This window comes from Nonomuraea jiangxiensis (genome assembly GCF_900099965.1).
GTDB lineage: Bacteria > Actinomycetota > Actinomycetes > Streptosporangiales > Streptosporangiaceae > Nonomuraea > Nonomuraea jiangxiensis.
Map to the genome: position 1 here is coordinate 14428 of NZ_FNDJ01000013.1, position 13153 is coordinate 27580.

General features: G+C 70.1%; 15 protein-coding genes and 1 riboswitch. Of the genes, 4 read left to right on the forward strand and 11 right to left on the reverse strand.

Annotation, left to right across the window (positions count from 1 at the left end; translation table 11 throughout):
- Positions 1 to 30 precede the first annotated feature (30 nt).
- The 3 genes from panC to BLS95_RS27205 form a co-directional block, all read right to left on the reverse strand.
- On the reverse strand, positions 31 to 867 hold the full coding sequence (gene panC / locus BLS95_RS27195; RefSeq protein WP_090937176.1) for a pantoate--beta-alanine ligase: 837 nt from the start codon (positions 865 to 867) through the stop codon (positions 31 to 33).
- A gap of 87 nt (positions 868 to 954) precedes the next feature.
- Entirely contained in the window at positions 955 to 1845 is an 891-nt protein-coding gene (locus tag BLS95_RS27200; protein WP_090937178.1) for a Rossmann-like and DUF2520 domain-containing protein, read from the reverse strand.
- 418 nt (positions 1846 to 2263) lie between these two features.
- The gene (locus tag BLS95_RS27205; protein WP_245765305.1) at positions 2264 to 2497 is read right to left on the reverse strand and encodes a chaplin; all 234 of its coding nucleotides are present in this window, start codon (positions 2495 to 2497) and stop codon (positions 2264 to 2266) included.
- A 189-nt stretch (positions 2498 to 2686) separates the two neighbouring features.
- Here BLS95_RS27205 and BLS95_RS27210 point away from each other — a divergent pair, with 189 nt between their 5' ends.
- On the forward strand, positions 2687 to 3649 hold the full coding sequence (locus tag BLS95_RS27210) for an SAM-dependent methyltransferase (RefSeq protein ID WP_090937181.1): 963 nt from the start codon (positions 2687 to 2689) through the stop codon (positions 3647 to 3649).
- A gap of 25 nt (positions 3650 to 3674) precedes the next feature.
- Here the strand turns inward: BLS95_RS27210 and BLS95_RS27215 are convergent, their stop codons facing one another.
- Positions 3675 to 4868, reverse strand: coding sequence for a cytochrome P450 (locus tag BLS95_RS27215; RefSeq protein ID WP_090937183.1), 1194 nt, complete (start codon positions 4866 to 4868; stop codon positions 3675 to 3677).
- Positions 4868 to 5641 (reverse strand): TerC family protein, encoded by a 774-nt coding sequence (locus BLS95_RS27220; RefSeq protein ID WP_176993400.1) that lies wholly within the window; start codon positions 5639 to 5641, stop codon positions 4868 to 4870. Before BLS95_RS27220 ends, BLS95_RS27215 begins: the two co-directional genes overlap by 1 nt.
- A 111-nt stretch (positions 5642 to 5752) precedes the next feature.
- A riboswitch (SAM riboswitch) is annotated at positions 5753 to 5868 on the forward strand.
- Positions 5869 to 5910: 42 nt separating this feature from the next.
- On the opposite strand from BLS95_RS27220, the gene BLS95_RS27225 reads away from it, so the two are divergent.
- Positions 5911 to 7248 carry an aminotransferase class V-fold PLP-dependent enzyme gene (locus tag BLS95_RS27225; RefSeq protein WP_090937186.1) on the forward strand — a complete coding sequence of 446 codons (1338 nt, stop codon included), beginning with the start codon at positions 5911 to 5913 and terminating at the stop codon, positions 7246 to 7248.
- Here BLS95_RS27225 and BLS95_RS27230 read toward each other — a convergent pair.
- The gene (locus tag BLS95_RS27230) at positions 7245 to 7892 is read right to left on the reverse strand and encodes a DoxX family protein (protein WP_090937188.1); all 648 of its coding nucleotides are present in this window, start codon (positions 7890 to 7892) and stop codon (positions 7245 to 7247) included. The genes BLS95_RS27225 and BLS95_RS27230 overlap by 4 nt on opposite strands.
- Before the next feature lie 122 nt (positions 7893 to 8014).
- Here BLS95_RS27230 and BLS95_RS27235 point away from each other — a divergent pair, with 122 nt between their 5' ends.
- The gene (locus tag BLS95_RS27235) at positions 8015 to 9160 is read left to right on the forward strand and encodes an NADH-quinone oxidoreductase subunit D (RefSeq protein WP_090937191.1); all 1146 of its coding nucleotides are present in this window, start codon (positions 8015 to 8017) and stop codon (positions 9158 to 9160) included.
- Positions 9157 to 10275: an acyltransferase family protein gene (locus tag BLS95_RS27240; RefSeq protein ID WP_090937194.1), complete on the forward strand. Its 1119-nt coding sequence runs from the start codon at positions 9157 to 9159 to the stop codon at positions 10273 to 10275. Before BLS95_RS27235 ends, BLS95_RS27240 begins: the two co-directional genes overlap by 4 nt.
- A gap of 45 nt (positions 10276 to 10320) precedes the next feature.
- Here the strand turns inward: BLS95_RS27240 and BLS95_RS27245 are convergent, their stop codons facing one another.
- From BLS95_RS27245 to folP, 5 genes are all read right to left on the reverse strand, one after another.
- Entirely contained in the window at positions 10321 to 10785 is a 465-nt protein-coding gene (locus tag BLS95_RS27245) for a DUF3180 domain-containing protein (RefSeq protein WP_090937196.1), read from the reverse strand.
- Entirely contained in the window at positions 10782 to 11285 is a 504-nt protein-coding gene (gene folK, locus BLS95_RS27250; RefSeq protein ID WP_090937199.1) for a 2-amino-4-hydroxy-6-hydroxymethyldihydropteridine diphosphokinase, read from the reverse strand. The genes BLS95_RS27245 and folK overlap by 4 nt, the downstream gene beginning before the upstream one ends.
- A 193-nt stretch (positions 11286 to 11478) precedes the next feature.
- Positions 11479 to 11844, reverse strand: a complete 366-nt coding sequence (gene folB / locus BLS95_RS27255; protein ID WP_090937202.1) for a dihydroneopterin aldolase — start codon at positions 11842 to 11844, stop codon at positions 11479 to 11481.
- Positions 11834 to 12280, reverse strand: a complete 447-nt coding sequence (locus BLS95_RS27260; RefSeq protein WP_090937204.1) for a nuclear transport factor 2 family protein — start codon at positions 12278 to 12280, stop codon at positions 11834 to 11836. The genes folB and BLS95_RS27260 overlap by 11 nt, the downstream gene beginning before the upstream one ends.
- The gene (gene folP, locus BLS95_RS27265) at positions 12277 to 13134 is read right to left on the reverse strand and encodes a dihydropteroate synthase (protein WP_090937207.1); all 858 of its coding nucleotides are present in this window, start codon (positions 13132 to 13134) and stop codon (positions 12277 to 12279) included. The genes BLS95_RS27260 and folP overlap by 4 nt, the downstream gene beginning before the upstream one ends.
- Between the last annotated feature and the right edge of the window lie 19 nt (positions 13135 to 13153).

Here is a 13153-nt window from a genome sequence, read left to right on the forward strand (position 1 = left end):
GGCTCGGTCGCGGCCCGTCGGTGATCCGCCTCAGCCGGAGTTCAAGGTCAGGATGACGTTGTCGATCAACCGGGTGTCGCCGATCCTGGCGGCCACCGCGAGCACGGCCGGGCCCGCGTACGACTCGCTCACCTCGGCGAACGTCGCCGGGTCCACCAGCACCAGATAGTCCACGCCGAGCCGGGGGCCGGCCGCGTCGAGCTCCGCCCGTGCCGCCGCGAGGATCCCCGGAACGGTGAACTCGGCCGCGCCCGCCCGCAGCGCCCGCGACAGTGCCAGCGCCACCCGCCGGTCGTCGGCGGACAGGTAGCGGTTGCGGCTGGACAGGGCCAGGCCGTCGGGCTCGCGTACGGTCGGCGCGCCCACGATCTCGATGGGCAGGTCGAGGTCGGCGACCATGCGGCGGATCAGCGAGAGCTGCTGGGCGTCCTTCTGGCCGAAGATCGCCAGGTCGGGCCTGACCAGGTTGAACAGCTTCAGCACGACCGTGAGCACGCCGTCGAAGTGGCCCGGCCGGACGGCGCCCTCGACGATCGTGCCCATGTGACCGGCGGAGACGCTCACCTGGCGGCTCGGGTCGTACATGTCCTCGACGGCCGGGTGGAACACGACGTCGGCCCCCTCGGCGCGGCACACCTCCAGATCGGTGTCAAAAGTACGGGGATAGCGTGAAAAATCCTCGCTTGGGCCGAATTGCAGGGGGTTCACGAAAATGCTGACCACGACCTGATCCGCGCGTACGCGGGCCTCCCTGATCAGGGTCCGATGGCCCTCGTGCAGCGCGCCCATGGTCGGCACCAGGGCCACCGCCCCACCCCGGCGCGCCCTGACCAGGTCCGCCCGGTGCCTGGCGACGATCAGCTCCATAAACGCCCTCCGAACGCGACGGTCAGGTCCATGCATGCTCCCCGAGCACGACGATCAGGCCGAACGTCGCTCCCGAACGCGCGACGGTCAGGTCCATATGTTGCCTCCGAGCGCGTCGAGCAGCCGCTCGGCCTCCTCCGGTTTGAGCAGCCCGGCGGCCAGCGCCCTGTCGGCCGTGAGCCTGGCCAGCGCGATGTAGGCGTCGGCCGCCTCGGGAGCCGCCAGGATCAGCGCGTCCACGTGCTTGCGGACGGTGCCCGCGTCACCACGCACGACGGGGCCGGTGAGACCGGCGATGCCCAGCCGCAGCACGTTGTCCAGCGCGGCCCCGAGCAGCGGGCCCAGCATCCGGCCCGGGTGCTCGACCCCGATGCGCCGCAGCAGGTCAGAGGACTCGGCGATCAGCGTGACCATGTGGTTGGCCGCCCCGGCCAATGCCGCGTGGTAGAGCGCGCGGTCGGCGTCGGCGATCCAGACCGGCTCGCCGCCCATCTCGATCACCAGGGCCTCGGCGACGGGCCGCAGCATCTCGGGCGCGGTCACACCGTAGGAGATGCCGGTGAGCTTGTTGAGGTCGTCGTCCCGGCCGGTGAACGTCATCACCGGATGCAGCGCCAGCGGCAGCGCGCCGGCCTGGGCGGCCGGGTCGAGCACGGACAGCCCGTACGCCCCGCTGGTGTGGACCAGCATCTTGCCCTGGAGGTCGGCTCCCGTGGTGACCAGTCCGTTGACGAGGTCGGGCAACGTGTCGTCCGGCACCGTGAGCAGGATGAGCTGGGCGGCGCCGACCACCTCGTCGGGCCGGGACGGACAGACACTGAGCCGGTCGGCGGCCCAGCGCTGCGAGCGGTCCGAGACGCCGCTCGCGGCCACGACCCGGTGGCCTGCCTGCGCCAATGCGGCGCCCAGGGCTGAGCCGACCTTGCCCGGTCCGAGCACGCCGACAGTCAGCCGAGCCGGGCGATCCCCTGCGTCCATGACGTCACACCTCTGTCGACCCGATGGCACTGCCGACCAGCGTAACGGCCACCCAGGAGTGAGGAGCGAGGGGCGCGGTCAGCGGCACACTGGCGTGACCGCTGTTTTGCCAGACGTTGAGTTACTGACAAAAGCGACAAGGGCATACAAATCGTGCACCCCCTGTCGGATGAGATGAGGAGAGAGGTTCATCGCATAGCAGCGGGCGCCGAGCCCTTCGCCAAGACCCGACGCCCGCACCTGGATGCGACCTCTTGGAGGTGCGACCAGGCCGGCCATCCGCCGATCGGCCGGCCATCCGAGCCCGGCCCGCCTGTGCGGGGCCGGGCTCGGCCGCCTTATGGCGCCGTTGCCCGGCGGAGGCATAGTGCCGTCGCGGGCGGGCGTTGTGGCGGTTGGGCCGTGGCCCGGGGGGCGCTCAGTGCTTGCTGGGCGCGTAGACCCCCGCACCGCCCCGGCAGCCGGCGATGGGCAGCACGCCGACGACGGAGATGGCGTTGCCGCAGACATCGATGGGCGCGTTGACCGGGACGTGCACCTGGTTACCGGTGAGCACGCCGTTGTTGCCGGCGGTGGTGTCGGCGTGAGCGGCCGGTGCGGCCAGGGACAGCATGGCGATGGACCCGGTGACGACCACGAGCTTCTTCAGCACGAGGACTCCTTTCGTTAGCGGCCGATGGCCGCAGGGTGCTTGATCGGTTGAGTGGCCCGCTCTGCCAATTGGGGGTTGGCGCAACGCAATCACTCGATGACAATGGGTAACAATATCGCAAGTCCGCGACAATGAGTAGTCGTCCGATGACCCTGCGTACTACCCCTGACCCGTGAGATAGTCCAGGGCATGTGGCTGACGTGGCGCGTCGCGACGGAGCGTGCGCTGTACGGCGAGGCGGGCTTCTACCTCCGGGAGCGCCCCTCGGGCCACTTCCGCACCTCGGTCAACGCCTCTGCGGCGTTCGCCGACGCGGTCGTGGCGCTGCTGGAAGAGGTGGACGCCGAGCTCGGCGGCCCGGACGTGCTCGACTTCGTCGACATCGGCGCGGGCGAGGGCCTGCTGGTCAGGCAGGTGCTCGACGCCGCCAAGCCCGCACTGCGCGATCGGCTGCGCCTCACGGCCGTCGACCTCTCCCCCAGGCCGGCCGGGCTGCCGGAGCGGATCGCCTGGCACGTGAACGTGCCCTCGGGCATCACCGGGCTGGCCATCGCCAACGAATGGCTCGACAACGTGCCACTCGACGTGGTGGAGCAGACGGCCGACGGACCCCGGTTGGTCATGGTCGACGTGCACACGGGCGAGGAGCGCATCGGCGGCCCGCCCCGGCCCGCCGACCGGGCCTGGCTCGACCGGTGGTGGCCGCTGTCCCGGGTGGGCTCGCGGGCGGAGATCGGCTGGCCCAGGGACGAGGCCTGGGCCTCGGTCCTGCTACGCCTCACCAGGGGCCGGGCGATCGCCGTGGATTATGCACATCCTGTGGATAACCGTCCGCCCTGCGGCACGCTGACCGGTTACCGTGACGGCGCGGTCGTGGCCCCCATACCCGACGGGACCTGCGACATCACGGCTCACGTGGCGCTGGACTCGTGCGCGGAGGCGGGGCGGCGGGCCGGTGCGATATCCACAACCTTGTCCACACAGCGGGAGGCGCTGCGCGGGCTGGGGATCGTCGGCGCACGGCCGCCCCTCGACCTCGCCCGCACCGATCCGCGCGCCTACCTGCGGGCTCTGGCCAGGGCCTCGCAGGAGGGCGAGCTGATCGATCCGGCGGGGCTCGGCGGCTTCGGCTGGCTCACCCAGCGACGCTGAGCTCCGGCTCCCGTACCCGCCCTCCTCAGGTGGTGGCGGTCAGTTCCAGGGCGCGCAGGCCGCGGATGACGTAGCCGGGCTTCCACTCGGGCTCCTGCCGTAGCTCCAGCCCGGAGGTCCGGTCCAGGAGCGCGCCGAACGACTCCATGAGCTCGATGCGGGCCAGCGGCGCGCCCAGGCAGAAGTGGATCCCCGCCCCGAAGGAAATGTGCGGGTTGTCGGCGCGGCCCACGTCCAGCCGGTCCGGGTCCTCGAACACCGCCTGATCGCGGTTGGCCGAGCCGAACAGCAGCGCCACCTCCGAGCCGCGCGGGATCCCGACGCCGTGCACCTCGATGTCCTCCAGCACCCAGCGCTCGAACATCTGCAGCGGCGTGTCCCAGCGCATCAGCTCCTCCACCGCCGTGGGCAGCAGCGAGCGGTCCGCGCGCAGGCGGGCGAGCTCGGCGGGGTTCCTGAACAGCGCCCACCAGCCGTTGCCCGTGACGTTCACGGTGGCCTCGTGGCCGGCGTTCAGCAGCAGCACGCAGGTGCCGACCAGCTCGTCGTCGGTGAGCTCGTCGATCCCGGCCAGCGCGCTGATCAGGTCGTCGCCCGGGCCGCGCCGGCGGTCGCGGGCCAGGGAGAGCAGGTAGCCGGCGAACTCCGACGCGGCGCGTACCGCGGTGTGCTGGGCCTCGGGGGTGGGGTTGAGCTCGTACATGCCGCAGATGTCGGCCGACCAGGGGCGCAGCAGGTGGCGGTCCTGGTCGGGGATGCCGAGCATCTCCGCGATCACGGTCACCGGGAGCGGCTCGGCGACCTCGGCGATCAGGTCGCCGCCGCCCTTCTCCACGAACGCGTCCACCAGGTCCCCGGCGATCGCGCGCACCCGGGGGCGCAGCGACTCGACCATGCGCGGCGTGAACGCCCTGGAGACCAGCCGGCGCAGCCTGGTGTGCACCGGCGGCTCCACGTCCAGCATGCCCGCCCTGATCACCCGCCAGAACGGCTCCTGGAACTCCGGCTCCGGCGGCCGGCCGAACTCCTCGTGGGTGGCCACGTGCAGGTAGGACCGGCCCAGGCGGCGGTCCCGGAGCAGGGCGTTCACGTCGGCGTGCCGGGAGATCAGCCATTGGCCCGTCGGCTCGAAGTAGCTGACGGGGGCCTGGCGTCTCAGCTCGTCGTAGACCCGGTAGGGATGGGCCACGAACTCCGGGTTCCAAGGATCAAAATGCACTATTTCATAGTAGAAGTGGCCCCTTCCTCCGGAGCGTCCTTCTCGGTCCCGGCCACCCGCTTGCCCTGCCTGCTGCGCATCCGGATGTTCAGCAACTCCACGACGACCGAGAACGCCATCGCGAAGTAGATGTAGCCCTTGGGGATGTGCTGGTCCAGGCCCTCGGCGACGAGCACCATGCCGATCAGCACCAGGAACGACAGCGCCAGCATCTTGACGCTCGGATGCTTGTCCACGAACCTGCTGATCGGCCCCGAGGCGAACAACATCACCAGCACCGACACCACGACCGCCGCGATCATCACGCCGAGCTCGTCGACCATGCCGACGGCGGTGATGACCGAGTCCAGCGAGAACACGATGTCGAGCAGCATGATCTGCACGATCACGGAGGTGAAGGAGACGCCGGCGGCCTTGCCGCCGTCCTTGCCGTGCGCGGTGTCCATGCTGTGGCTGATCTCGGTGACGCTCTTGGCCAGCAGGAACAGGCCGCCGAGCAGCAGGATCAGGTCTCGTCCCGAGATGCCCTGGCCTAAGACGGTGAACAGGGGCTCGGTGAGGCGTACCACCCAGGACAGGCCGAACAGCAGGAGCAGACGGCTGATGAGGGCGGCGGCCAGACCCAGGACGCGGGCCCTGTCCCGCTGTTCCGGCGGGAGTTTCCCGGCCAGGATGGAGATGAAGATGATGTTGTCGATCCCTAGGACGATCTCCAGGGCGACGAGGGTGAAGAAGCCGATCCAGATCTGGGGGTCGGTCACCCAGTCCAACATCCGCGCACCTCCAAGGCTCGTGATGGGTTTCCCGGTAGCAACGAGCAGGCGACTGCATAAGTTCGCGGGGTTGCGATATACGGCAGGGTGTCGGTTATAGTGCGGTTCGTAGGTCATGAGTGCCAGCGACAAGCCCCGGCTAGCTGGCCGGCAACCCTCGCGTCCGCGGCGGGGTGCCCCGGGTGAAGACCTGGTCCGTCACGCGGTGTGGCGGGCAAGCGCGGGCTCCGTGGCTGCACCAGGGGTCCGATGACCCCGAGGAGAGTGCTGTGCCCACGCTGACGATCTTCAACTCCGCCCCGGCCGAGACCGCGGCGCAGACCCCCGCCGCCGCGGAGCGCCCGCTCCCCGCCGTGCTGGGCGCCGACCTGGAGGTGCCGGTCAAGGGCGGGCGGCTCGTCGGCTATGCCAACCTGGACTACGCCGCCAGCGCCCCCTGTCTGGAGCCGGTCAACGCGGCCGTCGCCGCGGCGCTCCCGGCCTACTCCAGCGTGCACCGCGGCGCGGGCTACGCCTCCCAGCTCACCACCGCCAGGTACGAGCAGGCACGCCACACGGTGAGGGCGTTCGTCGGCGCCCGCCCCGACGATGCCGTGATCTTCACCCGCAACACCACCGACGCCACGAACCTGCTGGCCCGCTGCCTCCCCGCGGGCACCACCGCCGTGGTCTTCGACACCGAGCACCACGCCTCCTTGCTGCCCTGGCAGCGGTCCGTACGGCTGGCGCCGCCCCCGCTCCCCGGCTCGGCCGTCCGCGCCGCCGACGAGGCGCTGGCCGGGATCGACGGCCCGAAGCTGCTCGTGGTGACCGCCGCCTCGAACGTCACTGGCGAGCTGTGGCCCATCGCCGCCCTTGCCCACATCGCGCACCGGCACGGGGCCCGGATCCTGGTGGACGCGGCGCAGCTCGTACCGCATCGGCAGCTCAACCTGACGGCGCTCGACCTGGACTACGTGGTCTTCTCCGGACACAAGCTGTACGCGCCCTTCGGCGCCGGGGCGCTGGTCGGCCGGCGTGACTGGCTGGCCGAGGGCGAGCCGTACCTCAAGGGCGGCGGCGCGGTGCGCTCGGTCGGGGACGCGGCCGGCGGCGAGGTGGACTGGCACGACGACCCCGAGCCGCGGCACGAGGCGGGCACCCCGAACGTACTGGGCGCCATCGCGCTGGCCGCCGCCTGCGACGCGCTCAGCGCCACCGGCTGGACCGCACTCGTACGCGAGGAGGAGCGCCTGATCGCCCGGCTGCGGGCCGGGCTGGCCACCATCGAGGGGGTACGCGAGCTGTCGCTGTGGGGAGAGGACCACCCGCGCGTCGGCATCGTGTCGTTCACCGTGGCCGGGCACTCCGCCCGCGAGGTGGCCGAGCTCCTGTCCGGCGAGTACGGCATCGGCGTGCGTGACGGGAAGTTCTGCGCGCACCCGTTCGTCCGGCACCTGCTGAGCACCACCGAGCGCAGGAGCCCGGCCGGAGGGCGCGACCATGGGCACGCGGGCGGTTGCGAGGACGGCACGGACTCGGCGGTACGCGCCTCGATCGGCCTCGGGACGACGCAGGAGCACGTGGACCGGTTGATCGAGGCCGTACGGGACCTCGCCGCACGTTAGCGGTTCGGGGGTTTGCGGTGCTCCGGCGGCTCGTCGGCGATCAGCGCGTCGATGTCGCGCATGTCCTGGTCGTTGAGCCTGGGGGAGCCCGACGGGGCCTGCTGCCTGGGCACGTGGGGGCGCTCCATGGGCTGAGTGGGGGCGGGTGTCGTCGGGCCGCCCTCCTGGGTGGGCTCGACCTGGCGGACCGGCGCGTGGGCGGCGAGCTCCTCCTCGGCGACACGCCGCTCGGCGCGCCGGCGGAAGATCGCGTTGAACAGCCCGTCGAGCCCCAGCCGGCCCCCGCCCAGGGTCAGGAACAGCAGGGTCAGCGCACCGAGCGCGCCCGCGAGCTCCCAGCCGTTGTCGGCGGTCATCACCCCTTCGGCCCCGTGCACGAACGTCATCGCGGCGAGCATGCCGATGAACAGCAGCAGCGCCACCGGGCGTACCAGCAGGCCGACGATCAGCAGGAGGCCGCCGATGGTCTCGACGACGGTGGTGTATCCGGTGGCGAGTTCGGGCACCGCGACGCCCATGTCCTTGAACTGCTGGGCCGTGGCGCCGAAGCCGCTCCGCCACTTCTCCCAACCGTGGACCAGGAAGATCACGCCCGTTGTCAACCGGGTGATCAACGCCGCGACATCGAAAAGAACTCGCTTCATAGTGTTTTCTCCCCCTGTTACCGATATTCCTCCCCCTGTCCTTCTTCGGGATGCGTTGCCGTACTATCTCTTGACCCTCCCCCGCGCTGGATCATCAACCGGGACGGTGGCAGCATTGCCATATGACGGAACGTGTGGTCGGGATCGGCGCGGGCGCGAAAGAGCTGGCCACCGAGGACATGATCCTCAACATCGGGCCCCAGCATCCGTCCACGCACGGCGTGCTCAGGCTCCGGCTGACGCTGGACGGCGAGCGGATCGCCACCGCCGAGCCGATCGTCGGCTACATGCACCGGGGCGCGGAGAAGCTGTTCGAGGTCCGCGACTACCGGCAGATCATCATGCTGGCCAACCGGCACGACTGGCTGTCGGGCTTCGCCAACGAGCTGGGCGTGGTGCTGGCCGCCGAACGCCTGCTCGGCATGGAGCCGCCGGTCAGGGCCGTATGGGCGCGCACGCTGCTGGCCGAGCTCAACCGGGTGCTCAACCACCTCATGTTCCTCGGCTCCTACCCGCTGGAGCTGGGCGCGATCACGCCGCTGTTCTACTCCTTCAACGAGCGCGAGCGCATCCAGGCCGTCATGGAGGAGATCTCCGGCGGGCGCATGCACTACATGTTCAACCGGGTCGGCGGGCTCAAGGAGGATCTGCCGCTGGGCTGGCTCGACCGGGTGTCGGCGACGGTCGCGGAGACCCGGCGCCGGGTGCCCGACATCGAGAATCTCATCCTGCACAACGAGATCTTCGTCGCCCGCACCAAGGGCGTCGGCGTGCTCACCCGCGAACAGATCATGCAGTACGGCGTCAGCGGCCCCATCGCCCGCGCCTCGGGCGTCGACTTCGACCTGCGCCGTGACGACCCCTACCTGGCCTACCCCGAGCTGCCCGTGAAGGTCGTCACCCGCGACGGCGGCGACTGCCACGCCCGGTTCGAGGTGCTGCTCGAACAGCTCAAGGTCTCGCTCGACCTCGCCGACGCCTGCGTCGACCGGTTGCGCTCGCTCCCGCCCGGGCCGATCAACCAGCGGTTGCCCAAGGTGCTCAAGGTGCCGGAGGGGCACACGTACGCGTGGACGGAGAACCCGCTCGGCATCAACGGCTACTACCTCGTCTCCAAGGGGGACAAGACGCCGTGGCGGCTCAAGCTCCGCTCCGCCTCCTACAACAACATCCAGGTGCTGCGCGAGATGCTGCCAGGACATCTGGTCGCCGACATGGTGGCCATTCTCGGATCAATGTTCTTCGTCGTGGGTGACATCGACAAGTGAGCACCATCGCCCCAACAGAGCGTGACAAGTACGTCGACTGGCTCCGCGCGCTGAGCCTGATCGTGGTGGTCCTGTGGCACTGGGCCTTCACCATCCTGCAGTGGAAGCCGCACGGCCCGGAGCCCACCAGCCCGCTGGGCTTCACCTCCGGGCTGTGGATCCTCACCTGGCTGCTGCAGGTGCTGCCGCTGTTCTTCTACGTCGGCGGGCACGTGCACCTGCTGTCCTGGGAGCGGGCCAGGGCGCGGGGCGTCGGACTCGGCTCGTTCGTCCTGCGGCGCATCCGGGCGCTGGCTTTACCGGCTCTCTTCCTGTGCGGGGTGTGGATCTCCATCGGAGCGGTGGTAACGCTCACATTCGGCGTGGACTGGATGTGGCGGGTGGTGCTGCTGGTGCTCAGCCCGCTCTGGTTCCTCGGCGTCTACCTGATGCTGATCGCGCTGCTGCCGGTGGCGCTCTGGCTGCACCGGCGCTACGACGTGCTGGCCCTCATCTGGCTCGGCGGCGCGGCGCTGGTGGTGGACGTCATCCGCTTCCGCTACGGGATCGACTGGGCCGGCTGGCTCAACATGCTGCTCATCTGGGGGCTGGCCCACCAGGCCGGGCTCTTCTACGACCGGGTCGTCATCCTGCCCAGGCGCTATGACATCGCCCTGCTGTGGACGGGGCTGTTCGCCCTGTTCGGCCTGGTCTACTCGGGCATCTACCCCGGCTCGATGGTGGGCGTGCCCGGCGACAAGTGGTCGAACATGGCGCCGCCGACGTTCGTGATCGTGGCCCTGCTGCTCTTCCAGATCGGCCTGGTGGAGGTGCTGCGGCCGGCCATGGAGCGGGTCCTGGAACGACCGGGCTGGCGCCGGGTCAACGACTTCATCAACCGGTACGCGCTGTCGCTCTTCCTGTTCCACACGACGGGGATGGCCATCTCGCTGGGGCTGTCGTGGTGGTTGTTCGGCACTCTGGGCGACAAGATCCCGCCGGACCTGAAGTGGTGGCTGGAGCGTCCCATCGCCATCATCGGCCCGCTGATCTGCACCACCCCGGTCATCTACCTCTTCAGCCGCCGCCGTACACCCGTCAAACACCCGCATGACAGAAGTTCAACACCCGGCTAGCCAGGCCCGGGGCCGATGCCGAGAGGCCGGCCAGGCCGTCGCACGTTACTTGGGCTTGTGACGCTCCGCCTCGTCCGGACCCTTCGGGATGCGGCAGGAGTGCTCCAGGAAGAGGGCGGCGCAGACGAGCACGACACACGACACGAACGAGCCCGCGGCGATGAAGAACTCGCCCCGCGGCGTCTGCCGGTCGAAGAGCTGCACCGTGTAGAGCGCGAAACCGGCGAACATCCCGCCGAAGAACGCCCCCGCGTACGCCGACGCCTTCGCCAGCGCCGCCAGCCGGGCCACCGCCAGCGGCTCCACCGGCTTGGTGCCCGGCTTTCTGGCGATCCTGGCCCGAGTCGCCCAGGCACTGTAACCCTCGCCCAGGGCCAGCAGCAGGATCGTGGGGATGGCGGTCCACGGCATGAGCGGCAGCTCGGAATAGAACGGCCTGATCGCCGCCCACGCGATCAGCGCGACGACGATGACGATGCCGACCAGGTGGCCCGGATGCGTCGGCCTCAATCGGGCCCCTGCAGCTTCAGGTCCTCGCGCAGGCGTACGCCCTCGACGTCGAGGCCCGCCAGCAGGTCGGCCACCCGGCCGTGGCCGGGCACCTCACCCTCGGGGTCGGCCTGCGACCACGGCACCAGCACGAACGCGCGCTCGTGCACGAGAGGATGTGGCAGCGTCAGGTCGGGGTCGTCGCAGACCGTGTCGCCCACCACGATCAGGTCGATGTCGAGCGTACGCGGCCCCCAGCGCTCGACGCGAACCCGGCCGAAGGCGTTCTCGACGCTCTGCGCGCGCTCCAGGAGCGTACGCGGCGGCAGGGTGGTCTCGGCGACCACGACCGCGTTGAGGTAGGGCCGCTGCCCCTCGGGCCCTCCGACCGGATCGGTCTCGTAGACCGGGGACGCCCGGACGAAATCCAGCCCCGGGGCGTCGAACAGGGAGTCCAGCGCATCCTGCAGGGTCTCGAACCGGCTCCCGAGGTTGCTGCCCAGCGCGAGGACGGCCTTCATGCGCGCCTCCGCTCGATGATCACGGCTGGTGCCGTCACCCGCCGGACGTTCACGTTGTTCCGCATGCGCGACTTCACTGGATCCGTCACGATCACGTCGTCCTTCATACACGACTCCGATCGATCCGTCACGAGCGGGGCCGCCGCCCGGCAGGCGTTCGGAGCCGCCGCCCTGCGGGGGTCGGCGCCGGGCCTCATGCTCGGCTCCGCTCGATCGTCACGATCACGTCGTCGAACGGCAGCGGGATCGGCGCCGCCGGCTTGTGCACGCTCACCTCGACCTTGTGCACCAGCTCGCGGGCCAGACAGACGTCGGCCAGGCGCTGCGCGAGCGTCTCGATCAGCTCGACCGGCTCCCCCTCCACGACCGCCACCAGGTCCTGCGCCAGCCTCCCGTAGTCGACGGTCTTGGCGAGGTCGTCGCCCGCCGCGGCCGGCGCGGTGTCGAGGAACAGCGTCGCGTCGACCACGAACTCCTGCCCGAGCTCCCGCTCGGCAGGAAGCACGCCGTGCCTCCCCCGGGCCCGCAGGCCCTTGAGGGCGATACGATCAGCGCTCAAGCTCGCCTTCCTCCTCCTCGTCGTCGTCCCCCTGCAGCACCGGCGAACCGTGGTGCATCCACAGTCGCCAGCCCTGCGTGGTGCGGATGTAGACGTTGCTGGCCACCACCTTGCCGGCGGCGAAGCTGGCCTCGCCCTCCTCGCCGGCGGTCAGGATGTTCTCGACGCAGGTGAGCACGGCCACGTCACCCAGCACAGTGGTGCTGACGTCGGTCAGCACGAACTGGATGTAGGTCGTGTTCGCCATGATCAGCGCCCACGACCGCAGCACCTCCGACCGCCCGGAAAGCAGGGTCCAGCCCGGGTGTACGCAGCTCACCTGATCGTCGGCGGTGTCCTCGGCCCAGATCTCGGTCATCTTGTCGAGGTTGGCGTTCTCGATGGCGGTGTAGAACTCCTGGTTCACCGTCTCGATCGCGGCAGTGTCGACGCTCATGTGTTGGCTCCGGCTCTCTTCCAGGCGGCCGCCACGCGCACGGCATCGGCATTGGGACCCACCTCGTGCACACGAACACACCAGGCGCCCGCATGCGCTGCCAGCGCGGTCACGGCCAGCGTGGCATCGTCGCTGCGGCTGAACGGCCGGGGTGTGCCGTCGGGGTCGGCCAGCAGCCGCCCGAGAAACCGCTTGCGCGACGCTCCGATCAGCAGGGGAAAACCCAGCTCGGCCAGCTTCGGGATGCCGGCCAGCAGGGTCCAGTTGTGCTCGGCGTTCTTGGCGAAGCCGAGGCCGGGATCGAGCACGATCTGCTCCTCCGTGACGCCCTCGGCCAGCACCAGATCGACCCTTTTACTCAGCTCCTCGCGCACCTCGGTGACCACGTCGGCGTAAACCGCGCGACTGTACATGTCATGGCTGTGGCCACGCCAGTGCATCACCACATATGGCACACCGGTCGCGGCGACCACACGAGGCATGTCGGGGTCGGCCAGGCCGCCACTGACGTCGTTGACGAGCTTGGCACCGGCCTCGACGGCCGCCCTGGCGACCTCGGCCCGCATCGTGTCGACGCTGACCGTCACGCCCTCGGAGTCCAGCGCCCTGATCACCGGGACGATCCGGGCCAGCTCCTCCTCCAGCGACACCCTGGTCGCGCCGGGGCGGGTGGACTCGCCGCCCACGTCGACGAGGTCGGCCCCCTCCTGGACCAGGTCAAGACCGTGCCGGATGGCGGCCGCCTCGTCGAACCAGAGGCCGCCGTCGGAGAAGGAATCGGGCGTCACATTGACCACACCCATGACGAGGCACCGCTCCGTACCTCCCGGCACGTTGATGGGCACGCTAGTCATGGGCCAAGCCTAGGCGCTC

Bases quoted from the DNA above. Each gene is read 5' to 3' on its own strand.
- panC (WP_090937176.1), bottom strand. From the start codon at position 867: ATGGAGCTGATCGTCGCCAGGCACCGGGCGGACCTGGTCAGGGCGCGC.
- BLS95_RS27200 (WP_090937178.1), bottom strand. From the start codon at position 1,845: ATGGACGCAGGGGATCGCCCGGCTCGGCTGACTGTCGGCGTGCTCGGA.
- BLS95_RS27210 (WP_090937181.1), top strand. From the start codon at position 2,687: ATGTGGCTGACGTGGCGCGTCGCGACGGAGCGTGCGCTGTACGGCGAG.
- BLS95_RS27220 (WP_176993400.1), bottom strand. From the start codon at position 5,641: ATGTTGGACTGGGTGACCGACCCCCAGATCTGGATCGGCTTCTTCACC.
- BLS95_RS27230 (WP_090937188.1), bottom strand. From the start codon at position 7,892: ATGAAGCGAGTTCTTTTCGATGTCGCGGCGTTGATCACCCGGTTGACA.
- BLS95_RS27235 (WP_090937191.1), top strand. From the start codon at position 8,015: ATGACGGAACGTGTGGTCGGGATCGGCGCGGGCGCGAAAGAGCTGGCC.
- folK (WP_090937199.1), bottom strand. From the start codon at position 11,285: ATGAAGGCCGTCCTCGCGCTGGGCAGCAACCTCGGGAGCCGGTTCGAG.
- BLS95_RS27260 (WP_090937204.1), bottom strand. From the start codon at position 12,280: ATGAGCGTCGACACTGCCGCGATCGAGACGGTGAACCAGGAGTTCTAC.
- folP (WP_090937207.1), bottom strand. From the start codon at position 13,134: ATGACTAGCGTGCCCATCAACGTGCCGGGAGGTACGGAGCGGTGCCTC.